At 70.1% G+C, this 25045-nt stretch carries 24 protein-coding genes; 7 read left to right on the top strand and 17 right to left on the bottom strand.

From position 1 onward, the window contains the following. Positions 1-32: 32 nt before the first annotated feature. Positions 33-335 carry a chorismate mutase gene (locus ABMQ42_RS01995; RefSeq protein ID WP_349721014.1) on the bottom strand — a complete coding sequence of 101 codons (303 nt, stop codon included), beginning with the start codon at positions 333-335 and terminating at the stop codon, positions 33-35. Between the two features lie 97 nt (positions 336-432). On the opposite strand from ABMQ42_RS01995, the gene ABMQ42_RS01990 reads away from it, so the two are divergent. Both ABMQ42_RS01990 and ABMQ42_RS01985 read left to right on the top strand, forming a co-directional pair. After that, entirely contained in the window at positions 433-1629 is a 1197-nt protein-coding gene (locus ABMQ42_RS01990) for an AI-2E family transporter (protein WP_349721012.1), read from the top strand. Positions 1630-1793: 164 nt separating this feature from the next. Then, complete coding sequence (locus ABMQ42_RS01985) at positions 1794-2540, top strand: hypothetical protein (protein WP_349721011.1); 747 nt, start codon at positions 1794-1796, stop codon at positions 2538-2540. 40 nt (positions 2541-2580) lie between these two features. Here ABMQ42_RS01985 and ABMQ42_RS01980 read toward each other — a convergent pair whose 3' ends face one another. Together ABMQ42_RS01980 and ABMQ42_RS01975 are read right to left on the bottom strand one after the other, a co-directional pair. Further along, positions 2581-3825 carry a lactonase family protein gene (locus ABMQ42_RS01980; RefSeq protein WP_349721009.1) on the bottom strand — a complete coding sequence of 415 codons (1245 nt, stop codon included), beginning with the start codon at positions 3823-3825 and terminating at the stop codon, positions 2581-2583. 47 nt (positions 3826-3872) lie between these two features. After that, a complete protein-coding gene (locus ABMQ42_RS01975; protein ID WP_349721008.1) occupies positions 3873-5156 on the bottom strand; it encodes an adenylosuccinate synthase in 1284 nt (427 codons plus the stop codon). An 88-nt stretch (positions 5157-5244) separates the two neighbouring features. Between ABMQ42_RS01975 and ABMQ42_RS01970 the strand changes: the two genes are divergently transcribed. The 3 genes from ABMQ42_RS01970 to argG are packed head-to-tail and all read left to right on the top strand — an operon-like array spanning position 5245 to position 7451. Next, on the top strand, positions 5245-5625 hold the full coding sequence (locus ABMQ42_RS01970) for a YidH family protein (RefSeq protein WP_349721006.1): 381 nt from the start codon (positions 5245-5247) through the stop codon (positions 5623-5625). Then, entirely contained in the window at positions 5622-5960 is a 339-nt protein-coding gene (locus tag ABMQ42_RS01965; RefSeq protein WP_349721005.1) for a DUF202 domain-containing protein, read from the top strand. The genes ABMQ42_RS01970 and ABMQ42_RS01965 overlap by 4 nt, the downstream gene beginning before the upstream one ends. 60 nt (positions 5961-6020) lie before the next feature. Next, entirely contained in the window at positions 6021-7451 is a 1431-nt protein-coding gene (gene argG, locus ABMQ42_RS01960) for an argininosuccinate synthase (RefSeq protein WP_349721004.1), read from the top strand. 125 nt (positions 7452-7576) lie between these two features. Here the strand turns inward: argG and ABMQ42_RS01955 are convergent, their stop codons facing one another. From ABMQ42_RS01955 to ABMQ42_RS01945, 3 genes are all read right to left on the bottom strand, one after another. After that, a complete protein-coding gene (locus ABMQ42_RS01955) occupies positions 7577-8005 on the bottom strand; it encodes a hypothetical protein (protein WP_349721003.1) in 429 nt (142 codons plus the stop codon). 29 nt (positions 8006-8034) lie between these two features. Further along, positions 8035-8394 carry a hypothetical protein gene (locus ABMQ42_RS01950; protein WP_349721002.1) on the bottom strand — a complete coding sequence of 120 codons (360 nt, stop codon included), beginning with the start codon at positions 8392-8394 and terminating at the stop codon, positions 8035-8037. 187 nt (positions 8395-8581) lie between these two features. Beyond that, entirely contained in the window at positions 8582-8824 is a 243-nt protein-coding gene (locus tag ABMQ42_RS01945) for a PLD nuclease N-terminal domain-containing protein (protein WP_349721001.1), read from the bottom strand. Positions 8825-9124: 300 nt separating this feature from the next. Here ABMQ42_RS01945 and ABMQ42_RS01940 point away from each other — a divergent pair, with 300 nt between their 5' ends. Further along, on the top strand, positions 9125-11767 hold the full coding sequence (locus ABMQ42_RS01940) for a penicillin acylase family protein (protein ID WP_349720999.1): 2643 nt from the start codon (positions 9125-9127) through the stop codon (positions 11765-11767). Positions 11768-11864: 97 nt separating this feature from the next. Here the strand turns inward: ABMQ42_RS01940 and ABMQ42_RS01935 are convergent, their stop codons facing one another. The 5 genes from ABMQ42_RS01935 to ABMQ42_RS01915 form a co-directional block, all read right to left on the bottom strand. Beyond that, entirely contained in the window at positions 11865-12563 is a 699-nt protein-coding gene (locus ABMQ42_RS01935; protein WP_349720998.1) for an ABC transporter ATP-binding protein, read from the bottom strand. After that, a complete protein-coding gene (locus ABMQ42_RS01930) occupies positions 12560-15400 on the bottom strand; it encodes a hypothetical protein (protein ID WP_349720997.1) in 2841 nt (946 codons plus the stop codon). The genes ABMQ42_RS01935 and ABMQ42_RS01930 overlap by 4 nt, the downstream gene beginning before the upstream one ends. Next, positions 15397-16026, bottom strand: a complete 630-nt coding sequence (locus tag ABMQ42_RS01925; protein ID WP_349720996.1) for a hypothetical protein — start codon at positions 16024-16026, stop codon at positions 15397-15399. The genes ABMQ42_RS01930 and ABMQ42_RS01925 overlap by 4 nt, the downstream gene beginning before the upstream one ends. Continuing rightward, positions 16023-16553: an RNA polymerase sigma factor gene (locus ABMQ42_RS01920; RefSeq protein ID WP_349720994.1), complete on the bottom strand. Its 531-nt coding sequence runs from the start codon at positions 16551-16553 to the stop codon at positions 16023-16025. The genes ABMQ42_RS01925 and ABMQ42_RS01920 overlap by 4 nt, the downstream gene beginning before the upstream one ends. A 217-nt stretch (positions 16554-16770) precedes the next feature. After that, positions 16771-17259, bottom strand: a complete 489-nt coding sequence (locus ABMQ42_RS01915; RefSeq protein ID WP_349720993.1) for a hypothetical protein — start codon at positions 17257-17259, stop codon at positions 16771-16773. 354 nt (positions 17260-17613) lie between these two features. Between ABMQ42_RS01915 and ABMQ42_RS01910 the strand changes: the two genes are divergently transcribed. Further along, positions 17614-18441: an aggregation-promoting factor C-terminal-like domain-containing protein gene (locus ABMQ42_RS01910; RefSeq protein WP_349720991.1), complete on the top strand. Its 828-nt coding sequence runs from the start codon at positions 17614-17616 to the stop codon at positions 18439-18441. 126 nt (positions 18442-18567) lie between these two features. On the opposite strand, the gene mnhG is transcribed toward ABMQ42_RS01910, so the two are convergent. Genes mnhG through ABMQ42_RS01880 form a run of 6 tightly spaced genes read right to left on the bottom strand, consistent with a single transcriptional unit; the run spans position 18568 to position 24823 of the window. Then, positions 18568-18945 carry a monovalent cation/H(+) antiporter subunit G gene (gene mnhG / locus ABMQ42_RS01905; protein ID WP_349721504.1) on the bottom strand — a complete coding sequence of 126 codons (378 nt, stop codon included), beginning with the start codon at positions 18943-18945 and terminating at the stop codon, positions 18568-18570. Then, positions 18945-19208 carry an MrpF/PhaF family protein gene (locus tag ABMQ42_RS01900; protein WP_349720990.1) on the bottom strand — a complete coding sequence of 88 codons (264 nt, stop codon included), beginning with the start codon at positions 19206-19208 and terminating at the stop codon, positions 18945-18947. The genes mnhG and ABMQ42_RS01900 overlap by 1 nt, the downstream gene beginning before the upstream one ends. After that, positions 19205-19810, bottom strand: coding sequence for a Na+/H+ antiporter subunit E (locus ABMQ42_RS01895; RefSeq protein WP_349720989.1), 606 nt, complete (start codon positions 19808-19810; stop codon positions 19205-19207). Before ABMQ42_RS01895 ends, ABMQ42_RS01900 begins: the two co-directional genes overlap by 4 nt. After that, the gene (locus ABMQ42_RS01890) at positions 19807-21375 is read right to left on the bottom strand and encodes a Na+/H+ antiporter subunit D (RefSeq protein ID WP_349720988.1); all 1569 of its coding nucleotides are present in this window, start codon (positions 21373-21375) and stop codon (positions 19807-19809) included. The genes ABMQ42_RS01895 and ABMQ42_RS01890 overlap by 4 nt, the downstream gene beginning before the upstream one ends. After that, on the bottom strand, positions 21372-21938 hold the full coding sequence (locus ABMQ42_RS01885) for a Na(+)/H(+) antiporter subunit C (protein ID WP_349720986.1): 567 nt from the start codon (positions 21936-21938) through the stop codon (positions 21372-21374). Before ABMQ42_RS01885 ends, ABMQ42_RS01890 begins: the two co-directional genes overlap by 4 nt. Next, positions 21935-24823 carry a Na+/H+ antiporter subunit A gene (locus ABMQ42_RS01880; RefSeq protein ID WP_349720985.1) on the bottom strand — a complete coding sequence of 963 codons (2889 nt, stop codon included), beginning with the start codon at positions 24821-24823 and terminating at the stop codon, positions 21935-21937. The genes ABMQ42_RS01885 and ABMQ42_RS01880 overlap by 4 nt, the downstream gene beginning before the upstream one ends. Positions 24824-25045: the final 222 nt, after the last annotated feature.

The following is a 25045-nucleotide window of genomic DNA, read 5'->3' as shown; positions in this document are numbered from 1 at the left end:
CTGTGCGCGCGGCGCGCGGGGGGATCGTCGCGTCAGGAGGCGTCGTCGGCGGCGGCCTCGTGGTGCCGGATGACCTCGGCGACCACGAACGAGAACCACTTGTGCGCGAACTCGGGATCGAGGTCGGCCTGCTCGGCGAGCGCACGCAGGCGTGCGATCTGCTGCTCTTCGCGGGCGGGATCCGACGGCGGCATCTTGTACTCGGCCTTGAGCCGGCCGACCTGCTTCGTGCACTTGAACCGCTCGGCCAGCAGATAGATGAGCGCGGCGTCGATGTTGTCGATGCTGTGACGGAAGCGGCGCAGCGTCTCGGTGGGGTCTTCGGCCTCGGTCATGGTGGTTCTCCGTCTGCGTGCAGTGCGTTTCGACCCTATCGCCCGGCATGTGCGAGCCTGCTGCGTGTGACGACCCGGTGCCCATAGAGTGTGCTCCATGACAGACACGACGGGCGATGCCCCCGACGCCGGCACGGGGACGGAATCCGTGGATGCCGCAGCCGCGGCATCCACGTCGACCTCCGACGGACCCGCGACCGACGCCATCGCCCTGCAGTCGGGCGAAGCCGTGCCGTCGCGCACCTTTTGGGCGAGCCTGAACCACCCGTTCGCGGTCGGGTTCTTCGTCACGGCCGGCGCCCTCGTCGCGATTGTGCTGGGGCTGGCGATCTCGAACCTGTCGACGGTGATCATCTACGTCGTGTTCGCGATGTTCGCCGCCCTCGGACTCAATCCGCTCGTCAGCATGCTCGAGCGGCACAACGTGCAGCGCTCGTGGTCGATCGTCATCGTCTACACCGTGTTCGCCCTGGTGCTGGTGGGGATCCTCTGGCTGATCATTCCGACGGTCATCGAGCAGATCACCGCGTTCGTGAAGAACGTGCCGCAGCTGGTGACGGACTTCCAGGCGTCCGACCTCTATGCGTGGCTGCAGGGCAACTTCGGCGATCAGGTCGGCGACCTTCTGGGTCAGATCCAGAAGTTCCTCTCCGATCCCGCCAACATCGCGGCGATCGGCGGCGGCGTGGTGCAGGTCGGCGTGACGATCGGCACCACGATCTCGGGCCTGATCATCATCCTTGTGCTGAGCCTGTACTTCCTCGCGTCGCTGCCCACGGTGAAGGTGGCGTTCACCTCGCTGGCCCCCGCGCGCAACCGGCCGAAGGTCGCCTCGCTCACCGAGCAGATCACCAGTTCGATCGGCGGCTACCTGGGCGGCATGGTCGTGCTGGCGTTCTTCAACGCGGTGGTGACGTTCATCCTCTACCTGATCCTCGGGCTGCCCTTCCCGCTGCTTCTCGCGGTGGTCTCGTTCGTGATCACCCTGATCCCGCTGGTCGGCTCGGTGCTGTTCTGGTTCATCGGCTCGATCGTGGCCCTCTTCTCCAGCCCGATCGCCGCGCTGATCTTCGCCATCGTCTACATCATCTACATGCAGATCGAGGCGTACGTGCTCACGCCGCGCGTCATGAACAAGGCGGTGTCGGTGCCCGGATCGCTCGTCGTCATCGGCGCTCTCGTGGGAGGCACCCTGCTCGGGTTGCTCGGGGCGCTCGTGGCGATTCCGGTGACGGCGTCGGTCCTGCTTATCATCAAACAGGTCGTGATCCCCCGCCAAGACGCGAAGGTGTAGCGGGCGCGCACCGCGCATCTCGACGGTCGCCTCGGCGGTCGTCTCGTCACTCGCCTCGGCGGAGGGCATCTCAAAAGCGCATTGAACACCGAAAACAACCGTCAGACGCGGCGGCGCGGCACACCGGCGCCCGGTGCAGACCGGTGCGCTGTTAGGGTGACCCGGTGCCCGCAGACACGACGACCCTGAAACCCACCCGCCACGTCAGCCGCGCCGCCGTCGGCGGCCTCGCCGTCGCACTGATCGCTTCGGCGGCGGCGCTGAGCGGCTGTTCTACGTCGTCGGGCGACGACAGCCGTCCCGCTCCGCAGACGGTGGTGGAGCAGTATCTCGACGCCATCGCCGACGGCGACGCGTCGACGGCGACAGCCCTGGATGCGGCCGCGGTCGCGACGGAGAACGACACCACGGGCAAGGACACCCCGCCCGACCTCACGACGCTGCGCACCGACGCCGTTCTCACCGGCGCCGACAGCCGGATCACCGATCCCGTCGCGGATGACGGCGATGAGGCCGAGCCGGGGGCGGATGCCGACACGCGCCGCGTCGGATTCTCCTTCGCCCTCGACGGCAAGCGGCACACATCGTCGCTGGTCGTGCACTGGGACGACAAGGCCGACACGTGGGTGCTGCAGCAGTCGCTCACCGTCGCACTGTCGGTGACCGCGTCACGGTCGAAGGCCGAGACCGAGCTGGCTGCGTTCTCGCTCCGGGGGCTCACGGAGCCCATCGACCCCGACCCGCGAACGGGGCCGCTGACCTACCTCGTCTACCCGGGCGTCTACACGGTGAGCGCAGGGTTCGACACGGCGCTCCTCGCCGGATCGGCCGATGCCGTGACGGTGGCCGCCCTGCCGACCGCCGACGCGAACGTCGACTTCACGGTGTCGACGCTGCCCTCGCAGGGCTGAGCGCGCCGGTTCCGCGCGCGACGGGGTCTGCCGGCGACGGTCAGCGCGCGGGCAGCAGGCAGGTCGGCGCCGGCACAGCCGTGCGGTGACGCACCGTGCCCGGCACCCCGGTGCGCGGGTCGAGCCCGAGCGAGGCGACCTCGTCGCCGAGCTGTCCGGCGACCAGCAGCGTGTCGCGCACGACGACGTGATGGCGCGGCCAGTTCACGCCCGACTCGACGAGCGCGACCGGCTGCAGCTCCGAGCCGTCGCCCCGCACGCGCAGCGCGGCGATCGTGTTCGAGCCGCGCACGCCCGCGTAGAGGAACTCGCCGTCGCGGGATGCCGCGAGCTCGGCGGCCGTGTCGTCGTCGAGCAGTCCCGCGGCCAGCGGCGTGCCCGCCACGATCCGCCAGGCGCCCGAGTCTTCGGGAGCGAGCACGAAGACCTCGCGCGAGAGCTCGGTGATGACGTAGAGGTGCCCGCTCGGGTGCCAGCGCATGTGGCGCGGGCCGCTCCCCCGCGGCAGCACGACCTGGCCGATCGCGCGGAGGCCGGTTGCGGCATCCCGCCAGAACCGGACCAGGTCGAGGCCCATGTCGGTCGTCGCGATCACACCGCCCGGCAGATACGCGCTCTGGTGCGTGCGCGAAACCCGGGCGTCGGGCTCGGACTCGCTGCTCGTACCCTCCGCGGTCGCACCACCGGCTTCTCCCTGACCGCGAGAGAACAGCTGCTCGCCGAGAGCACGGGTAATACCCGCATCCTCGGCGAGCAGCTGTTCTCTCGGCGAAAGGAGGCGGGAGAGGTCGGCGGCGGCCGTCAGGTCGACCGCGCCGACGCCCTCGCCCGCGGCAAGCGCGGCGGCCAGGTCGGGCTCGGCATAGGGGTCGACCGCCGCCGGGGCCAGCGCCGGCGAACCCGGGCGGCCCGCGGCATCCAGCGTCATCCGCACGATGCGTCCATCGCCCCAGCACGCCGCCAGCAGCGACGCGCCGTCGGGCGCCACCGCCACGTGACAGGTCAGCGCGCCTGCGGCGACCGGCCCGCCGAGCCGGGTGAAGGATGCCTCGCCCGTGCGCGCGAACGCCTGCACGGCGCCGTCCGCCTCGAGCGCCGCGTACAGCACGTCGCGGGTCGGGTGCCAGGCGATCCACGACGGCGATCCGCCGGTGGCGACGGCGTCGCCCGCGAAGCCCAGCGGGCCGCCGGCGAGCGCGTCATCCGCACCGCCGGCGAGCAGCGTGCCGATACCGGTGGCCGAGCCGTCCATGTCGGCGGTGTAACCACCGGTGAAGAAGCGCATGGGGGTCCCTTTCTGCGGCGTCGCCGCCGGGCGTTCGGCGCCCTGGGTCAGACGAGGTCGTGGCGCACGACGACGGCGTCGCGCGCCGCGCCCACGCCGATCACCGAGATGCGCGTGTTGCTCATCTTCTCGAGGGCGAGCACATAGTCCTGCGCGGTCTGCGGCAGCTCGTCGAACGTGCGGGCGCCCGAGATGTCTTCGCTCCAGCCCGGGAAGTACTCGTAGATCGGCGTCGCGTGGTGGAAGTCGGTCTGGTTGACCGGCACCTCGTCGAAGCGCTGTCCGTCCACGTCGTACGCGACGCACACGGGGATCTGCTCGAGCCCGGTGAGGATGTCGAGCTTGGTCATCACCAGGTCGGTGATGCCGTTGATGCGCGTGGCGTAGCGGGTGACCGGCGCGTCGTACCAGCCGACGCGGCGGGGCCGACCGGTCGTGGTGCCGAACTCGAAGCCCCGCGAGCGCAGCCAGTCGCCCGACTCGTCGAACAGCTCGGTCGGGAACGGACCGGCGCCCACGCGGGTGGTGTACGCCTTGACGATGCCGACGATGCGGTCGAGGCGGTTCGGACCGACGCCCGAGCCGGTGGCCGCTCCGCCGGCCGTGGCCGACGACGAGGTCACGAACGGGTAGGTGCCGTGGTCGATGTCGAGCATCGTGGCCTGGCCGCCCTCGAACACGACGACGTCGCCGGCGTCGAGCGCCTGGTCGAGCAGCAGCGCGGTGTCGGCGACCATCGGGCGCAGCCGGTCGGCGTACGAGAGCAGGTCTTCGAGCACCTCGTCGCACGTGATCGCGCGGCGGTTGTAGACCTTGAGCAGCAGATGGTTCTTCTGGTCGAGCGCGCCCTCGATCTTCTGCCGCAGGATGCCCTCGTCGAAGAGATCCTGCACGCGGATGCCGACGCGGTTGATCTTATCGGCGTAGGTCGGGCCGATGCCGCGACCGGTCGTGCCGATCTGCCGCTTGCCGAGGAAGCGCTCGGTCACCTTGTCGAGCGTGCGGTGGTACTGGGTGATGATGTGCGCGTTCGCGCTCACCTTCAGTCGCGACACGTCGACGCCGCGGGCGGTCAGCGCCTCGAGCTCGCTGAAGAGCACCTCGAGGTCGATGACGACGCCGTTGCCGATCACCGGGGTGACGCCGGGAGTCAGGATGCCGCTGGGCAGCAGGTGCAGCGCGTACTTCTCGTCGCCCACCACCACCGTGTGGCCGGCGTTGTTGCCGCCGTTGAACTTGACGACCCAGTCGGTGCGGTCGGCGAGGAGATCAGTGGCCTTGCCCTTGCCCTCGTCACCCCATTGCACTCCGACGATGACGATTCCCGGCATGAGTGACCCCCGGTGTGATGGAAGGACGGGTTGCACCCCATCCTATCGAGACACGCGTCGCGGCCCCAGTCGCCCGTACGATGACGTCATGGTCCCGTCCCGCGACACCGTCGATCGCCGCTTCCCGCGGGCCGTCTTCTCCCGCGGAACCGAGCCCGACGCGCGGTTCTCGCTGGCCAACGAGCGGACCTTCCTCGCGTGGACCCGCACCTCACTCGCCCTGATCGCCGGCGGCGTCGCCCTCGAGGCGCTCGGGCTCGATCTGCAGCCGCAGCTGCGGCTCGCGGCATCCCTCGTCCTGATCGTCGTCGGCGCGCTGCTCCCGCTGGCCGCGTGGGTCGCCTGGGCGCACACTGAACGCGCGATGCGCGAGGGCCGCCATCTGCCGCATCCGCCGGTCGGGGCCGTTCTTGCGGTCACGCTGACGGTGGCCGGCGTTCTCGTGCTGTTGGCGGTGCTGCTGCGATGACCGCACCGGGTCCCGTCGACGTCGGCCTGCAGATCGAACGCACGACGCTCGCATGGCGCCGCACGGGGCTCGCGATCGCCGTCGGCTCGCTCGTGGCGATGCGGCTGCTGCCCGAGCTCATGGGCGGGCTCGCCTGGGCGATTCCAGGTGCCGTGGGTGTGCTCGCTTCGCTGTGGATGTGGTGGATGTCGCGGCGCCGGCACCATGCGTTCGTCGAGCGGGCCGCCGCTTCGGGCTCGCCGCGCATCGGCGGCGCCGGCCCCCTCTGCGCGATCGCGGTCGGCAGTGCGGCGATCGGCCTGTTCGGGCTCGTCCTCGCGATCGTCGTGGGCTGAGGCCGGTCGCCGCGGTCACGCGGCGGGTGCGGCATCCCGCCGCTTTGTAGACTTGGGGGTATGACGAAGGTTCTGCAGTCCCTCCCCGTCGGCGAGCGCGTCGGCATCGCCTTCTCCGGGGGGCTCGACACCTCCGTCGCGGTCGCCTGGATGCGCGATAAGGGCGCCATCCCCTGCACCTACACCGGCGACCTCGGTCAGCCCGACGAGACCGACATCGACGCCATCCCCGGTCGCGCCGCGCAGTACGGCGCCGAGGTGTCGCGCCTGGTCGACTGCAAGCGGGCGCTCGTGGAAGAGGGACTCGGCGCCCTGGCGTGCGGCGCGTTCCACATCCGCAGTGGCGGACGCACCTACTTCAACACCACGCCCATCGGCCGCGCCGTCACCGGCACGCTGCTCGTGCGCGCCATGAAGGAGGACGGCGTCGACATCTGGGGTGACGGCTCGACCTACAAGGGCAATGACATCGAGCGGTTCTACCGCTACGGGCTGCTGGCCAACCCCGCGCTGCGCATCTACAAGCCGTGGCTCGACCCCGACTTCGTCGGCGAGCTCGGCGGCCGTCAGGAGATGAGCGAGTGGCTCGTCGCCCACGGCTTCCCCTACCGCGACTCGGCGGAGAAGGCCTACTCGACCGACGCCAACATCTGGGGTGCGACGCACGAGGCCAAGACCCTCGAGCACCTCGACGTGTCGCTCGAGACCGTCGACCCGATCATGGGCGTGCGCTTCTGGGACCCGTCGGTCGCCATCGAGACCGAAGACGTCACCGTCACCTTCGAGGCCGGCCGTCCGGTCGCGCTCAACGGCGTCTCGTTCGACGACCCGGTGCAGCTCGTGTTCGAGGCCAACCGCATCGGCGGCCGGCACGGTCTGGGCATGAGCGACCAGATCGAGAACCGCATCATCGAGGCCAAGTCGCGCGGCATCTACGAGGCTCCGGGCATGGCGCTGCTGTTCATCGCGTACGAGCGCCTGGTCAACGGCATCCTGAACGAAGACACCCTGGCGACCTACCACGAGCAGGGTCGGCGCCTGGGTCGCCTGATGTACGAGGGCCGCTGGCTCGAGCCGCAGTCGCTCATGCTGCGCGAGTCGATCCAGCGCTGGGTCGGGTCGGCCATCACCGGCGAGGTCGCGCTGCGCCTGCGCCGCGGCGAGGACTACACGATCCTCGACACGACGAGCCCGCACCTCTCCTATGCGCCCGAGAAGCTTTCGATGGAGCGCGTCGGCGACGCCGCCTTCGGCCCGACCGACCGCATCGGCCAGCTCACCATGCGCAACCTCGACATCGCCGACTCGCGCGGACGCCTCGAGCAGTACGCCGGCATGGGCCTGATCGGCGGCGCGACAGCGGATCTCGTGGGCGCCCTCGAGCAGGGTGCCGCCGACGAGATCTCCGAGGGCTCACAGGCGACCCGCGAAGAGGCCGCCGCCGTCGACGAGGCCAGCGAGGGCGCCGCGTTCGACTCCGGCACCGACTGAGCCGAGGTCGCACGCCTCCTCGCGAGGTCGCACGCCTCCTCGCGAGGTCGCACGCTTTCTCACGAGATCGTGCGGTGCGGGATGCCGCAGCGCTCAGCGCGCGCCACGCACCGGCGCCGCAGCGCTCAGCACGCGAGCGACATCCACCATGCCAGCAGCAGCACGCCGACCGCCAGCGCCACCGCCATGACGCCGAGCCGACCGAGCAACGTGCGCCGACGATACGAACGGCCCCCGGCGCCGCGGGCGCTGCGCACGGCGGCGACCAGAGCCGCACCGGCGCACCAGACGAACGCGTACGCAGCGACGAGCGAGACGGCGATGACAGTGCTCGGCGCGGTGCCGAGCTCTGACGCGAAGAGCCCGCCGGCGACCGCGAGCAGCAGCACCCACGCCCAGACGAGCTTCGCGTCGCCCGACACCGCCAGGGCTCTCCCCCGCACAGATCGCCCGGCGACCGAAGGCCCCACCACCAGCGCCACCCCATGGGATGACCAGCCCACCGCGGTGAGGACCGCCGCCAGCACCGTCAGCACACCCGAGAAGACGATCACAGAAGACTATCTTTCCGTAGACGCCCGCGTCACTCGTGCGGCGCGAACATCTCGGCCGCCTCGCGCACCTCATCATCCGTCGGCACGCGCATCCGGAAATCGCGCGCGCGCAGGTGGGCGAGGAACTCGGCGTCCGGCGCGACGCCGTACGCCTTGACGTAATAGGCGACGGGGCCGGTCCAGACATAGTCACCATCGGTGCGGATCGTGAGCGGCACGACCCGTCGATTCTCGTCCAGCACGTCGATCCCCCGTGCTGTCGTGTGCATCACCACGGTGCCGGCCTCAAGGTAGGCCGCGACACGCGCGGCCTCGTCGGCCGTCAGTCGTTCTTCGCTCAGTCGGGGATGCTGGTCGGGATCGGTCGGCACACTGTCCGCAGCGAACACGGATACCTGCTTGACCATATGCTGCCTCCTGTCGCGCAGTCGTGCTTCGGGCTCGTGATGAACACCGTATCGAGTGGCATCCGCAGACGCGAGATGCCGCGGCCCGCGGTATCCACTCTGTCGTTCAGTCGTCACGTATGACCGTTCGACGGCGCAGAAATCGTCATCCGCGACGACCGAACCCGGGCTACGCAGGGTCCCCGGCGTCAGACCGCGCCCTCGCCGGCTTGCCGGCGACGAACCAGGCCACTGCGCCGAGCATGGGCACGAACAGCACGATGAGTGCCCAGACCAGCGCGGCCGCGGGCCGGATGCCCCGGCCGGCGCGCACGATCGACACCAGCGCGACGATCGTGGCCGCGATCACGATGACGACGATAAGGGATGCCGCGACGTCGAAGCCCGTGGGAACAAGCGGATTCGGATCCACCCCGGTCACCTCCCCTGATCGTTCTCACCCTAGCGGCCCGCCCCGATGCGGCCGCGACATCCCGACCCGTGCAGGCCGTTCAGCAGTCGCAAACTGCAGGCGCCGGTAACCAAGAGCCGCAGAAGGCGACTGCCGAACACGCGGGCGAGGCCGAAGCATCCACCCCTCATCGCGGAGGCGGGCACCGGAAAACCGAAGGGAGTTCGGCTCTTCACGCGCCGGGCGATACGATGCGAGGACGTCCGCGCACCCGAAGCACGGACCGACCACCGCAAGACGTTCACCGCCGAAGAGTCATACGTGTCTGAAACTCCCCACCCCGCAAAGCCCAAGATGTCCGTCGGTCGCAAGATCGGCATCACCCTGTTCAGCGTGCTCGCCGGAGTCGTGGTGATCGCCGTGGTCGCCGCCGGCTTCGTCGTGTTCACGATCCAGCGGTCGTTCCCCACGGTCGACGGCCAGATCACCGCCACCGGGCTCGAAGACAGCGTCACCGTCAGACGCGACGATCTCGGCATCCCGACCATCGAGGCCGACAACACGCACGACCTGTTCTTCGCGCAGGGCTACGTGCACGCGCAGGACCGGTTCTGGGAGATGGACTTCCGCCGGCACGTGACCAGCGGTCGTCTCTCGGAGCTGTTCGGCGAGTCGCAGCTGGCGACTGACAAGTTCCTGCGCACGCTCGGCTGGCGCAAGGTCGCCGAGCAGGAGGTCGATCTGCTCTCCGACGACGCCAAGGCCTACTACCAGGCCTACGCCGACGGGGTGAACGCCTATCTGAAGGATCACCAGGGCGCCGCGGTGTCGTTGGAGTACGGCATCCTCAAGCTCCAGAACCCCGACTACCAGATCGAGAAATGGACCATCGCCGACTCGCTGGCCTGGCTGAAGGCCATGGCCTGGGATCTCCGGTCGAACCTCGAAGACGAGACCGACCGTGCGCTGCTCGCCGGCGAGGGGTACACGCAGGACCAGATCAGCGACCTGTACCCGAAGTACCCGTTCGACCAGAACCCCGTGATCGTGCCTGAGATCTCCACCGACGTGCCCGATGCAAAGGCGTCGACGGTCGGCGATGAGAAGGGCACCGACACCGGTGGCGACACGACCGACGGCGCCGCCGACAGCGACAAGGGCGCCGAAACGAAGCCATCGTCGTCCATCCACTGGAAGCAGGTCGACGGCGTCATCGAGGCGGCGAGCGCCCTGATCGGCCCGGTCGGCGAGGGCGTGGGCTCGAACTCATGGGTCGTCTCGGGCGACCTCACCGAGACCGGTCTGCCGCTTCTGTCGAACGACCCGCACCTGGGCGCCGCGATGCCCAGCATCTGGCACCAGATCACGCTGCGCTGCACGAAGGTCTCGGACGCCTGCCCGTTCGACGTCGCCGGCTTCGGGTTCTCGGGCGTTCCGGGCGTGGTCATCGGACACAACGAGAAGATCGCGTGGGGTTTCACGAACCTCACCACCGACGTGACCGACCTGTATCTCGAGCGCGTCAAGGGCGACGAGTACTGGCGCGACGGCAAGCTGGAGCCGCTCGAGATCTCGCACGAGACCATCAAGGTCGCCGGCGGCAAGGATGTCGACCTCGAGATCCGCTCGACGAACAACGGTCCGATCATCTCGAGCGTGAACGACGACGACGCAGCCATCGCCGAGACACCCGCAACCGGCAGCACCGACAAGGTGACCGAGCCCGGCGACATGCCCGAGGGCGAGACCGCGGTGGCCCTGAAATGGACGGCCCTGACCCCGGGCACGACGGCCGAGGCGATCTTCACGCTCGACACCGCACGCGACTTCGCCGGCTTCCGCGCGGCGGCGTCGCAGTTCGACGTGCCCGCGCAGAACCTCATCTACGCCGACGTCGAGGGCAACATCGGCTACCAGGCGCCGGGGAAGCTGCCGATCCGCGGCGCGGGCGACGGATCGATGCCCCAGCCCGGCTGGGACTCGAGCTACGACTGGAAGGGCTTCATCCCGTTCAAGGATCTGCCCGTGCTCTACAACCCCGACAGCGGCTACATCGTCACCGCCAACAACGCGATCGTCGACGACGACTACAAGTACTTCCTCACGAACGACTGGGACTACGGGTGGCGCGCGGCCCGCATCACCGACCTGATATCGCGCAAGTCGGCGGACCACAAGCTGACCGTTCAGGACATGCGCGACATCCAGGCCGACACCGATTTCTGGATCGGCAAGAAGCTCATCACCGCCTACTCCGACATCACCGTCGACGACGAAGACGTGCAGAAGGCGCTCGACCTCTTCGATCTGTGGGACGGGCAGAACTCCGCGGACTCCGCCGCGGCGGCATACGCCAACGTCGTGTGGGACGAGCTCGCGCAAGACCTGTTCACCCGTCGCGACGCGCCCGCGCCCACGGGCAGCCAGAGCCGCGTCTTCCTCGTGGCCGACAACCTGCTCGAGAACCCCGACTCCGACTGGTGGACCAACGGCAAGATCGGCGTGAGCGGACAGCGCGCGATGCTCGTGAAGGCCGCGACGCAGGCGTACGATCGCCTGTCGAAGCTGCAGGGATCGAACCCCGAGAACTGGTCGTGGGGCGGCCTGCACACCCTCACGCTGACCAGCTCGACATTCGGCTCGAGCGGAATCGCCCCGATCGAGTGGCTCTTCAACCGGGGACCGTTCTCGGTCGGCGGCGGATCGAGTGTGGTGGATGCCACGGGCTGGTCGATCGGCGACGGCTTCGATGTGAACACGGTTCCGTCGATGCGGATGGTCGTCGACCTGTCGGACTTCGACCGCTCGACCTGGACCAACCTCACCGGCGAGAGCGGGCACGCGTTCCACCCGAACTACAACGATCAGGTGGATGCTTGGCAGCACGTCGAGGCGCTCCCCTGGGCGTTCTCGCCGAAAGCGGTCAAGGCCGCCGCGACGCACACGCTCGTGCTGACGCCGTAGCGGCTCGTTTCGACTCGGCGGCTGCGCCGCCTCGCGGGGCGACCGGCGACCCCTCGCCCGGTCGTTGAGCGAGCGCAGCGAGACGAAACGACGCGCCTCAGCTCAGCGTCGTGCGCGACCCCGCAGCCGCGATGAGGTGCGGATCGTGGGATGCCACGAGCACGGCGATGCCGTCGCCGACGAGCTCGCCCAGCAGCCCGATCAGCTGATCCGCCGTCTCGCGGTCGAGGCTGGCCGTCGGCTCGTCGGCCATGACGATCGCGGGCTCGAGCAGCAGTGCCCGCGCGAAGGCGACCCGCTGACGCTCGCCGCCCGACAGGCGCTCGGGGTAGTGCGTGGCACGCGCGCCCACGCCGAGCCCGTGCAGCAGGTCGCGCGCGCGGCGCGACAGCTCGCGGGTGCGCCGGTCGGGCACCGCGGGCAGCAGCACGTTCTCCAGCGCCGTGAGCCCGGGCACGAGGCTGCCGCGCTGGTCGAGGTAGCCGATGTGCGTGCGGCGACGCGCGGTGACGACGTCGTCGGCCAGGCCGGTGATCTCCAGCCCTTCCCAGCGCACGGCGCCGGCCGCGGGCGGGACGAGCCCCGCAGCCACCCGCAGGATGCTCGTCTTGCCCGACCCGCTGCGCCCGGCGAGGCAGTGCATCTGCCCGCGCTCGAGCGTCAGGTCGTAGTCGTCGACGATCTGCAGCGGGTCGGCGCCGGGCCGCTCGAACTGGATCGTCACCGACTGCAGCTCGACCGCAGCACCGCCGTATGCGGCTGCCGCGGCATCCTGCATCGTCGTCGTGTCGGTCATGCGTCACGTCCCCTTCCGCGGGCGGTGAAAGTGAGCAGGGCGCAGACCAGGCCCGCACCCGCCGCGATCACCGCGCTGAGCCAGGTGGGTTCGACACCGAGCGCAACGGCACCGCCCCATGCCGCCAGCGCCGCGAGGACGATCGCCGGCAGCGCGACCACGGTCCCCTCGGCGCGCTGGGCGGCGGCCAGCTGGCCCGCCGTCCAACCGGCCGCGCGCAGCACCCGCCATTGCCCTGCGCGGCGGTCGAGGTCGATGCGTCGCACAAGCCGCGCCAGCAGTAGCCCACCGCCGACACCGGCGATGCCCAGGGCGAGCTTCGGCCACAGCATACGCACCCAGGTCAGACCGGCGAGCAGGCTGTCACCCGCCTCGGTCCGCGCGGTGAGCGCGACGGCAACGAGCCCCGCACAGGCGACACCGACCACGACGATCGCCACCGTGTGCGCGACCGACGACAGCGGGTGGATGCGTGCCTGTCGCGCGCCGAATCCGACGATGGATGCTGCGCCCACACGCCGCGAGGTGGCGCCGCGAGGGCGCGTGGCGATACGCGAGCGCGAGCCCGCCGTCACCGATATGGCACCGACCACGGCGATCACGACGAGCGCCGCACCGACGACGAGCGCGGCGAGCAAGCGGTCGGCCGCCAGCACGATGGCCGCGCCCCCGACGAGCGCGACGATCAGCCAGCCCGGAACCTCTTCCGCCGCATACCAGCGCGCTATGCGCGCGCGGGTGAAGCCGATGTCGCGCATCGCGCGCGCCTGCATCCGACGGCCGGGGATCGCCGCGAGCTGCACCGTGCCCATGAGCAGAAGCACAGCGACCAGGCCTATGCCGAGCATGGCATACGTCGCCGTCGACACCGAGAGGTCGACGCGGGCCGCGGCGCCGAGCTCTGACCAGCGCTGCGTAACGGTGCCGAGGTCGCCGACGGTCTGGGTGCCGTTCGGGTCCATCGTGCCGAACGCATAGCCGGTCACGTCGAACGCCACGTCTGTGGGTGACGAGCCCGCCACGACCGTGGCCTCGAACCCGAGCTTCTCGATCGCCTGAGCGACCGCGATGATCTTCTTCTGCGCTGCGAGGGAGTACCCGCCGACGTCGGCCACCCGCACGCGGATCGCGTCGATGGGCGCGTCGTCCTCCCAGAGCGAGGAGCTCGCGATCGAGGCGATGGCCGCAGTGCGGGTGCTCACCAAGCCCGTGCCGCTGATCGCCGGCTGCATCGTGGCCCCTGCGTGCGGGCCGTCGGAGACCGTGGCATCCACCGCGTCGTACGCGCCGAGAGGGACGCTGCCGACAGCGCCCCGCCCCGTGTCGACCGCATCCGCCGAGAACGAACCCACCGGAACCGCGATCGGCGCCGCAGCGTCACCTGCCGCCCACGTCTGCTGTAATCGCTGATACGAAGCCTCGCTGCCGACCTTCATCGCGTCGCCGTCGTCCGTCAGCGGCGCCACTCCGTCCCCCGCGAGGCTCACGGGGCTGCGATACCCGTCGGCGTCAAGCCGTACACCGACCCCGTCCGCGGTCGTGTAGCCCGTACTCGCCGCGCGGCCGGTTGCTCGCAGCTCGAGCGGCATTTCGTCCACGTCGGTCTGCGCGGACTGTTCCTGACCCGGCCATGCCAACTCTCCCCCCGACGACACGAACGGGTTGAGCACCGACGAGACATCGGTCGACACCGATCCGACAGACGTGCCCGCATCACCGGACGTGAGCGCAGCCGGCAGCGTGTAGTCACGGAAGTCGTCGGGATCGCTGTTGACGCCTGCGGCACCGAATGCGGCAATGTCGACCTTCACCGAGAGCGCCGCGGTGGGCGCCTGGGAGACGATGAGGGGCACGGCGCCGCCCCAGGAAGACGCCATCGACGCGGACCAGTCCGCCCCGTTGTCGGCATAGAGCTTCTTGAGCTCGGCCAGCGCCTCGGGCGTCGCACCGGCCAGACCGCTCGTGTAGCGGTCGATCTGCGACACCACATCACCGGCCGACACCCGAGTCGCCCATTTCTCGATGTCGGCGACGCGGGTTGCCCCGGTGGGCTTCAGCGCGATGAGTGGATCGAGAAAGTCGCCGGAGTCGCCCAAGAGCGCCTTCTCGGCTACGGGGTCAACGAGGGTGATGCGTGTGCTCGACAGCGCCGTCGCCGGCAGCGCCAGGCCGTACCCGTCGCCGTCTGCCGCGTACCCGAGCTGCATGTCATCCCAGTACGACACCAGCCGGCTGCCCGATGATGCGTCGCAGAGTGAGGCTGCCAGTGCCGGATAGTCGCTCGAACGGAACGTGTAGTCGCCGTACGCCTGCTCATCGGGGCAGGCGGCCGCGTCGTCGGGATGCGACTCATCGAGCACGAAGGGCATGCTCTCGCGCCACACGACCCGCTCACCCAGGCCGTCGTCCGTCGTGTACGTCGCCGTCAGGCGGAAGGCTTGCGGTTCGCGCGATGCACCCACCAGGTCGCCCGGTACATGCAGGGTGACGGTGCTGTCTTTGAGCCCGGGCACGAGGACCGTCCCGATGGGTGCCGCCACGTCGACGTCGGCGACCGCGCGCACCTTCTTCAGGTCGTCAAGAGTCATGCCACTCAGCGTGCTGTTCAGCGTGTTCGGCGGAAGCATTCCGTTCACGGCATGCATTCCGTCGCGCGGGGTCACCAGGATGTCGTAGGCGCCCCTCCAGTTCGCGTCGAGCGTCGATTGCAGCGCGGTCGCGGCGGCGGATTGGATTCCGGATGCCGCGAGCGCGACGCCGGCGAGAAGCATCACGGCCACCGCCCGCAGCGGCTGCCGCGCCAGGCGCCGCAGCGGCCCCGGAACCACGCGGGTCACCGCCCGGCTCCCGCCAGCTGCAAGCCGGCGCGCGCGCAGCGCAGCGCCCAGGTGCCCCGATCGGCCTTCGCGCCGGTGGCGAGCACGATGAGCGACCCGTCATCGCCCTCGCACACGCCGACACCCCCGACCGCCTGCGACGACGCGACGGCGAAGGACGCGGCATCCACCCGCACGTCCGCAGTGGTCGGCTCATCGCCCGCGCCGGCGATGAGGCGCCCTGCGAGGGCACGCGCCGCGTCGGGGCTGAGCGCGCGCACGTCGGCGTCTGCCACCGCACGCGCGGCCGTGCAGATCGCGGTGGGCGAGACCTCGACGCCCGCAGCCACCCGGTACCGCGCGGTGAAGTAGGCCGCCGCGGCGGCGTCGGAGCCGTCGACGCACGCGACGCTGTGCGCGGTCATCGTGACCGGGGGCGCCGACGCCTCGCCGCTCGTCCCCGCCGCCGTCAACGCGTAGGCCGCGACCGATCCGCTGAGCACGGTCGCCGACACCAGCCCCGCGACCCCCCAGGCGCGGCGGCGGTGCCGGCGACGGCTCAGCTCATCGATGCGTTCGTCGACCTGCTCGCCGACGACGGCGAGCGCAGCATCCAGATATGCCCCTTCCTTCGGCTGCGCGCTCATGCGTCCCCCCGCACCGCGCGGCGCACACTCGCGCGCGCCCGCTCGAGACGCTTGGCCACGGCCGAGGTCGACAGCCCCAGGTGCTCGGCGGCCTCCGAGTACGAGTAGCCCTCGACCAGGCAGAGGTGCACGACGCGCTGGTCCATGCCGCCCAGCCGCCCGATCGCCTCGCGGACCCAGGTCAGCTCTTCGACCCGCTCCTGCCGGGTACGATCACCCGGAAGCAGCGACTCGTCGAGCGCGAGGTGCCCGCGCCGCGCCCGCAACGCATTGCGGGTGAGGTTGCGACAGGTCACGAGCAGCCAGGGCAGCGCCGACGCGTCGACCAACCGGATGCCCCGCAGCCGCCGCCACGCCACCACGAACGTGTCTTGGGTGAGGTCTTCGGCATCGCGGTCGTCGCGGGTCATGCCCCACGCGTACAGGTACACGGCTTTGCCGTGCCGCGCGAACATCGCGCTGAACGCACCGCGATCACCGCGCAGCGCGAGCCGGATCAGCTCGCCGTCGGTGTCGTTCTCGTACATGCGTCCTCGTCGTGTGCGGAAGTGCCTTCACCCTCTAGTGTCGCGGGCGCGGCGATCATGACACACGCGATTTCGATGCTCCGCGCTGCGCCGCCGCGCCCCCGCCGTGCACACGGTCGGGGAATCGCCCCGACACGCCGCGGCGCGCGCGATCCCCACGGCATGTCGCGGCCGATCCCCTACACCGTGCACGGCGCCCCGCGGGCGCAACCGGCCACTACCCCTCAGCCTCGGGGCTCCCCATCGTGCCGGGCGGCCACGCCTCGGGCACGGCGCCGCCGGGTGCCGCCACGACCCCCTGCCACGGGGTGATCGAGGTCCACGTGCCGTCCATGTCGGTGAGCAGGATCAGTTGCGGACCGGATGCCGCGCCGAAGGGGTCTCCGGTCGGATACGGCGACCCCTCACTGCAGGTCTCGGGCGCCGACAGCACCCGCAGCTCGTCGTCGCCCGCGCCCTTGACCCACTGATCGACCTGTACGGTCCACGCATTGACCTCGTAGCTGTACAGGTCGGCGGTGCCGTCCTGCCCCGCGATCGTGCCGATGACCGCGTATGACGCATCTTCGAGCGCGTCTGCGGGTGTCGAAAAGGTGACCCAGTCGACGCACGTCCCTCCTCCGCCGAACGGGCCGCCCGCGCATCCGGCGAGCGCCGCCGATCCCAGTGCGCACACCGCAAGGGCCCCCAGAACGCGCCGCATCATGCCCTCATTCTCGGGGGCGCACAAGCCGCGGCATCCCGATCGTTATACGAAAGCGATGGATGCTGCGGCCAGGGTTTTCCCAGAAAGCGTCCAGAATCCGCCCTTAGCGTGGTCCGGTCCCCGCCCCGGCACCCGATCGAGGCGATGGATGCCCCGGTTCGGCCACTCGGCCGACGGCTCAGTACCCCGGCACAGCGCCGGATCGTGACCCGCGACGCCCGCGCCGCAGAGCACATGCCAGGCCGGAGCGACCAGCCCGTCCGGGCGGCGTCACGCTGAACACGCCACCCGTAGCCCGCGGCCCTGAGAGGGGTCGCGCCACGCACGACGGGACAGCATGAACATCGGAGCCCCGTGCGCCTTCGCACTCTCACCCACCCGAAGAAGTCCCTCCTCCTGGCCGTCACCGCAGCGGCCGCACTCGGCGTCGTGGCAGTGCCCGCAAGTGCCGCGGGTGCCCCGCCGCGTGACAACACCCCGGTCGTCGCAGAGACCGGACCGCGCCCCGTCGACGAGAACGCCGCGTACTACGCGAACGTCGCCCGTGCCGCCGCAGACGCCGCGCACGGCAAGGTCAGCACCGCCTCGCTGAAGGCGCAGATCTCCGACATCCAAGAGTCGGCCGACGCCTCGCCCGCCACCGTCCGGGCCATGACCGCCGAACTGCGCACCACGACGGCGTCGGTGGCCACCAAGGTCGTCGCGTACGACAAGGAGCAGGCCCGCAAGGAGGCCGCCCGCAAGGCCGCCGAAGAGAAGGCCCGCAAGGAGGCCGCCGAGCGCGCCGCACAGGAGCAGGCCGCGCAGGAGCAGGCCGCCTCGAGCAGCTCGAGCAGCTCGTCGTCGCAGCCGCAGGCCGCCAGCGTCTCGGCGTCGGGAGGCAATTCGCCGTCGGCCGCCCGTGCATATGCGCGCAGCGTCATGGCCAGCAAGTACGGCTGGGGCAGCGACCAGTTCACCTGCCTGAACAACCTGTGGAACCGCGAGTCGGGCTGGCGCGTGAACGCCGCCAACGCCTCGGGTGCCTACGGCATTCCGCAGGCCCTGCCCGGCTCGAAGATGGGCTCGGGCTGGCAGAGCAGCGCGACCGTCCAGGTCAACTGGGGCCTCGGCTACATCAAGAGCCGCTACGGCACGCCGTGCGGTGCGTGGAGCCACTCGCAGTCGACCGGCTGGTACTGATGCGGTGGCGGGATGCCGCGGCATCCCGCCCCTCGCACGCCTGAGTCGGCCTCTCCGACCGGTGAGACTGCAACTGCGCGGTGAGAGAGCGGGTACTTCCCTCTCCCTCACCGCGCAGTTGCAGTCTTACCGTTTCGGGGGCTGCGAGTCCGGGCTGTCCGGCGCCGGGTCGTCGCCGGCGTCGCCGAGCTCGTCCACGAGCATGTCCTCGCGGGCGATGCGGCCGTTGCGGTAGGCCTGTCGGCCCACCATGTGCGCCGACAGCGGCGCGGTCGCGAGCTGGATGAACACCACCGGCACGAGGAACGCCGTGACCGGCCACGCGCGCAGCGCCAGTGCGATCGCCACGCAGATGATCATCAGGCCGAGCACCTGGGGCTTCGTCGCCGCGTGCAGGCGGGTCGGCACGTCCTTGAACCGCACCACGCCGATCGCCGCGGTCAGGCACAGCAGCGCGCCGATGAGCACCAGCACCGCGGCGATGACATCCAGCACGGCACCCATCATCGGCCGTCCTTCCGCGCCACGAACCGGGCGATCGTGATCGACCCGAACGCCCCGACGGCCGCGATGATCAGCAGCACCGGCAGCGTGCGCGTGTGGTGGTTCAGCACCATGTCGGCGCCCAGCACGCAGAGCACCTCGGTCAGCAGGACGTCGGCGGCCACGGCGCGATCGAGGATCGACGGCCCGCGCACGATGCGCCACAGCGTCACGATGGCCGCGGCCGCGAACACGAGGTAGATCGTCCACATCAGGATGGTCATCGGTCGTCCCCTCCCGACGCGCGCCCCGCCGCGCCGTCCGAGCCCCGCGCGGCGGCGGGCCACTCGGGCGCCGGGCTCTTCAGCGCCTCGACCTGCGCGCGCGAGCCGACGGCGCGCACGATGCGCGCCTCCCAGCGCTGCACGCCGCGGCGCTGCTTCTCGACGTCGGCGAGCGAGTGCACGCCGATGAAGTGCAGGTAGATGATGCGCCGGTCGCGATCGGTGTGCACGACCAGCGATCCGGGGATGAGGGATGCCGTGACCCCGACGTGCGTCATGATCAGGTCGTCGTCCGTCCGCAGCGGGACGGCGATGATCGCTGTCTCGGGCTGTCTGCGCCAGTCGACCGTCTGCCACGCGACCAGGAGCGAGCCCCACACGACGTTTCCGAGGAACGTCACGATGTACACGAGCCCCCACCAGAGGTTCACCCGCCCCGACAGCTCGACGGGCGGCAGGCGGAACACCCGCGTGACGAACAGCGCGATGACCAGGCCCGTGAGGGCCGAGAGCACCGTGAACTGGCCCCACAGCAGCATCCACAGTGCGATCAGCCAGACGAAGAAGGGCAGCTGACGCCAGGCGGTCTTCAGCGCGTTCACTGGCCGGCCTCCTCGTCGAGCTGCGAGAGGTGCACCGGGTGCGAGATGCCCTCGCCGATGCGCGCGCACAGGTCGTACAGCGGACCGGCGAACACCGTGAGCGCGAGGGTGACCGCGACCATGCCGGCGGTCGCGGCGGTCATGATCTTGGGTATCGCGCGGCGCTCGGTCTGAACGGCCGCCGCCGGCGCGCCCTTCAGATACGCGACCCGGTCGAGCGTCTCGAGCTCGGCCTCGTCGGGCTCGTCGTCCTCGCGCCAGAAGGAGAGGTTCCAGGCGCGCATGAGCACGTAGAGCGTCAGCAGCGACGTGATGATGCCGCCGACGATGAGCGTGATCATGAGCGGCGTGCCCACCTGCGCCGCCGCGTCGAACAGCGCGTACTTGCCGATGAAGCCCGAGAACGGCGGCAGTCCGCCCAGGTTGATCGCCGGGATGAAGAACAGCACGGCCAGTACCGGTGCCGCCCGCATGAGTCCCTTGACCTTCAGGATCGACGTCGACCCCGCACGCCGTTCGATGAGCCCGATCGCCAGGAACAGCGTCGTCTGCACGACGATGTGGTGCACGATGTAGTACGCGACGGCGCCGAGCCCCGCGGGCGTGGCGATCGCCAGGCCGAAGACCATGTAGCCGATGTGGCTGACCAGCGTGAACGACAGGATGCGCTTGAGCTCGGCCTGCGCCAGCGCGCCGAGGATGCCGATGATCATCGTCGCCAGACCCACGATCAGCAGCAGCGTGTTCACATCGCTCGAGGGGAACAGCTGCGTCTCGGTGCGGATCATCGCGTACACGCCGACCTTCGTCAGAAGTCCCGCGAACACGGCGGTGACCGGCGCGGGCGCGGTCGGGTACGAGTCGGGCAGCCAGAACGACAGCGGGAACACGGCGGCCTTGATCGCGAACGCGATCAGCAGCATGAGGTGCAGGACGAGTTGAGTGGATGCCGGCAGCTGCGCCATCCGCTCGGCGATCTGCGCCATGTTCACGGTGCCGACGGCGGCGTAGATCATGGCGATCGCGGCCAGGAACAGGATCGACGAGACCAGCGACACGACGATGTACACGACGCCCGTGCGGATGCGCGACTCGGTGCCGCCGAGCGTGATCAGCACGTACGACGCGACCAGCAGGATCTCGAACCCGACATACATGTTGAACAGGTCGCCGGCGATGAACGCCGTGAAGATGCCCGCCGACAGGATCAGGTACGTCGGGTGGAAGATCGTCACCGGCGTGTCATCGTCGCCGTCGGCGTACCCCTGCCCGACCGAGAACAGCAGCACCGCCAACAGGACGACGGCCGAGACGCCCACGAGCAGCGCCGAGAGCCTGTCGACGTACAGCACGATGCCGAACGGTATGGGCCAGCCGCCTACCGAGACGGCGACGGGTGTGCCCGAGGCATCCACCGCTCCCAGCAGGATCGAGGCGATCACGACGACCGCCGTGAGGGTGGTGACGGATGCCGCGATCTGCACGCGTCGGCGGCGGCCGGCCACGAGCGCCACCGCCGCGCCCAGCAGGGGCAGCATCACCAGGAGCGGGATCAGCGCGCTCATGCGTCGGTCCCCTTGTCGTTCGGGCCGTCACCGGGCGCGTCGGGTGCGTCGGGTGCGTCGGTCGGCGCGTCGTCGTCGATCGCGGGGTGGTCGACATGGTGCAGCACCGTGATCGGCGAGGTGGAGACGTCGATGAAGTCCGACGAGATCTCGTCGTCGGCGTCTTCGACCTCGACCTCGTCGTCGAGGGCGTCCTCTTCGGCGGCGTGGTCGGGGGCGCGCAGAGCGACGTCGTCCTCGTCGTCGGCGACGGTGTCGGCCTGACCGAGCTGCCAGGTGCGGTAGATGAGCGCGAGCAGGAACGTCGACACCGCGAATGTGATGACGATCGCGGTGAGGGTCAGCGCCTGGGGCAGCGGGTCGCTGAACTCGTCCTTGTCCGCATCGCCGAAGAACGCCGGCAGTCCCGGCTCGCCCATGACGATCAGCAGCAGCAGGTTCGCGGCGTTGCCCAGCAGCAGAAAGCCGATGAGCACCCGGGTGAGGCTGCGCTCGAGCATCGCGTAGACGCCGCACGCGAACAGCACGGCCATGATGACGATGAGCACCCCGCTGGCGGTCATGAGGCGACCTCCGCGGCTTCGGCCTGCTCGGCCATCTGGCGGTCGACCTCGGCCCCGAGGCTGCGCAGCACGTCGAGGACGAGCCCGATCACCACCAGGTACACGCCGATGTCGAAGACCGTCGAGGTGACGAACTCGATGTGCCCGAGCACGGGGATGTCGGCCTCGAAGACCGCGCTGGTCAACGGTGCCGCGCCGAACAGCAGCGGCACCAGGGCCGTGACCACGGCGAGCACCATGCCGGCGCCCAGCAGACGGCCCGCGTCGGCGGGGGCGGCGGCGCCGAGCTCGTAGCGTCCGCCGGCGACGTATCGCATCACGAGGGCCATGCCGGCGACCAGGCCCCCGGCGAAGCCGCCGCCGGGCAGGTTGTGGCCGGCGAACAGCAGATAGATCGACGCGACCATGATCGTGTGGAACAGGATGCGCACGATCACCTCGAGCATGATCGAGCGCTCCGCCGGCCGCACGCGGCGACCGCCGACCAGCCACGCACGCTGCCCCTGCGCCTCGCCCGACTGACGCTGCAGCCCGTCGGCGGTCTCGATGAGCACCTCGCGGCTGCGCCCCACGCCCACGGGCAGCGCCGACAGGGAAGAGAGCAGATCGGCACGGTGGGTGACGAAGACGAGGGATGCCACGCCCGTGGCCGCGAGGATCAGCACCGACAGTTCGCCCATCGTGTCCCACCCGCGCAGGTCGACCAGCGCGACGTTGACGACGTTCTTGCCGTGACCGAGTTGATAGGCGAGCTCGGGGAACTCCTTCGAGATCGGCACCGCCTCGCGCGCGCCCGTCGCGATGATCGCCACGGCCGCCATGACGATGCCGACGGCGCCGCCGATGGCCGCCCGGGTGACCGGCCACACCGAGTCGTTGTGCGTGCCCATGCGCGAGGGGATGCGCCGCAGCACGAGAGCGAACGCGACCATCGTCACCGTCTCGACGAGCACCTGGGTGAGGGCGAGGTCGGGGGCGCCGCTGGTCGCGAACAGCAGGATCATGCCGAGGCCGGTGACCGAGACCAGCACGACGCCGGTGTACCGCTTGCGCGCACGCACCGCGATCAGGCCCGCGATGATCATGAGGGGCGCCACGAACAGCTGCATGGGCGACTGCCAGGCCTCCAGCTGGGCGCGCCACTCCGGGGTCGCCAGCAGCACGGTGCCCTCGGCGACGACGAACACCACGAAGATCGTGCCGACGTAGATCGGCAGCGAGCCGCGCTGGGTGACCCGGGTGACCGCCACCGACAGGCGCGCGATGCCGCGCAGCACGCCGTTGTACACGTCGCCGGCGCCGAACGGCAGCACGCGGCGCAGCTCGTCCCAGCGGATCGCCCGGGCGATCGCGAACAGCACGGCGCCCGTGACAAGGGTGGCCAGCGAGATCCACAGGGCCGCCTCTGCCCAGCCGTGCCAGAGGGCCAGGTGCGCGTGGCCCGCGCCCGGCACCGTGTCGGCGTAGCGGGCGAGCGCGGCATCCATCACCGGCGCGGCGAAGCCGGCGCCCAGTGACAGTGCCGCCAGCACGACCGGCGCCGCCGCGAACCCCGCACGGGGAACCGGCCATGGCGTGACCGGGGTGTTCTTCTTGCGCCAGAACGCACCCCAGATGAAGCGGATCGCGTAGGCGGCGGTGAGGGCCGAGCCCACGACGACGCCGACGAGGCCGACGGTGTCCCATCCGTCGGCGGGGTGCAGGAGGGCGCCGATCACGCTCTCCTTCGCGACGAAGCCCATCGTCGGGATGACGCCCGCCATCGAGCACACGGCGATGATCGACGCCGTGGCAAGGATGGGCGCCTGCCGGCCCACCCCCGACAGCTCGCGGATGTCGCGCGTGCCCAGCTGCCGGTCGATGACGCCCACGACGAGGAACAGGCACGACTTGAACAGCGCGTGGCTGATGAGCAGCGCCATGCCCGCCAGGGCCGCGTCGCGCGTGCCGTAGCCGAGCACGACGGTGAGGAATCCGAGCTGGCTGACCGTGCCGTACGCGAGGATGCGCTTGAGGTCGGTCTCGCGCAGTGCCTGGAAGCCGCCCAGCAGCATTGTGAAGGCGCCGAGTCCCAGCAGGATCGGCCGCCACGGCCCGACGGTCGCGAAGGCGGGTGCGAGGCGCGCGATGAGGTAGATGCCGGCCTTGACCATCGCCGCCGCGTGCAGGTAGGCGCTGACCGGGGTGGGCGCGGCCATGGCGCCCGGCAGCCAGAAGTGGAAGGGGAAGATCGCCGACTTGCTGAGCGCCCCGACCAGGATCAGCACGACGGCCGCGTCGACGACCGAGCCGGTGGGCGGATGCGCGATGATGCCCGAGAGACTCGTCGTGCCCGCCTGGATGACCAGCAGCACCACGCCGATCAGCATGACCAGGCCGCCGATCGTAGTGACCAGCAGCGCCTGCAGCGCCGAACGGCGGCTGGCGCCGCGGCGGTGGTAGTAGCCGATGAGCAGGTAGCTGAGGACGCTCGTGACCTCCCACAGCATCACGAGCACGACGATGTCGTCGGTGAGCACGAGACCGTACATCGCGCCGGCGAAGCCCAGCAGCACGGCAGAGAACTGGCCGACGCCCTCGAGATGGCCGACGAAGTACCAGCGGCAGTAGAGCAGCACGATGGCGCCGATGCCGGTGACGATGAGTGTCAGCACCCAGCTGAGCACGTCCATCCGCATCGACAGGTGGATCTCGAGGCTCGGGATCCAGGCGTATGTCTCGAACGGAATATGTCCGCCGAAGACCGCCGGCGCCTGCAGCACGGTGTGCACGAACGCGACCGCGGGCAGAAGCGCTGCGACATAGAACGCACGAGCCCTGACCAGGCGGACCACCCACGGCAGCAGCAACGGCACCAGGGCGAACGCCGCCAGGAGGATGAGCACGAACGGCCTCCTCACCGGGTCGGGGGTCTGCCGTCCATCCTACTTTCCCGCGGGTCCGCCAAATTCATATGAGTTTGTCTCGTGCACATCGAACCGGCGGCTGTTATGTCGCAGGACATCGGTAACAGTTCTACCTCAGGACATCGGTAACGCTTCGGGGCGTCTTGGTGGTGACACTTCTGCCGTGAAACCGCAGCTCTCTCTGAGGGAGCGAACGAGCAG

Source organism: Microbacterium sp. KR10-403 (genome assembly GCF_040196215.1).
Classification (GTDB): domain Bacteria; phylum Actinomycetota; class Actinomycetes; order Actinomycetales; family Microbacteriaceae; genus Microbacterium.
Note: the sequence above shows the minus strand (reverse complement) of the source record. Positions and strands in the feature narration are given on the sequence as shown.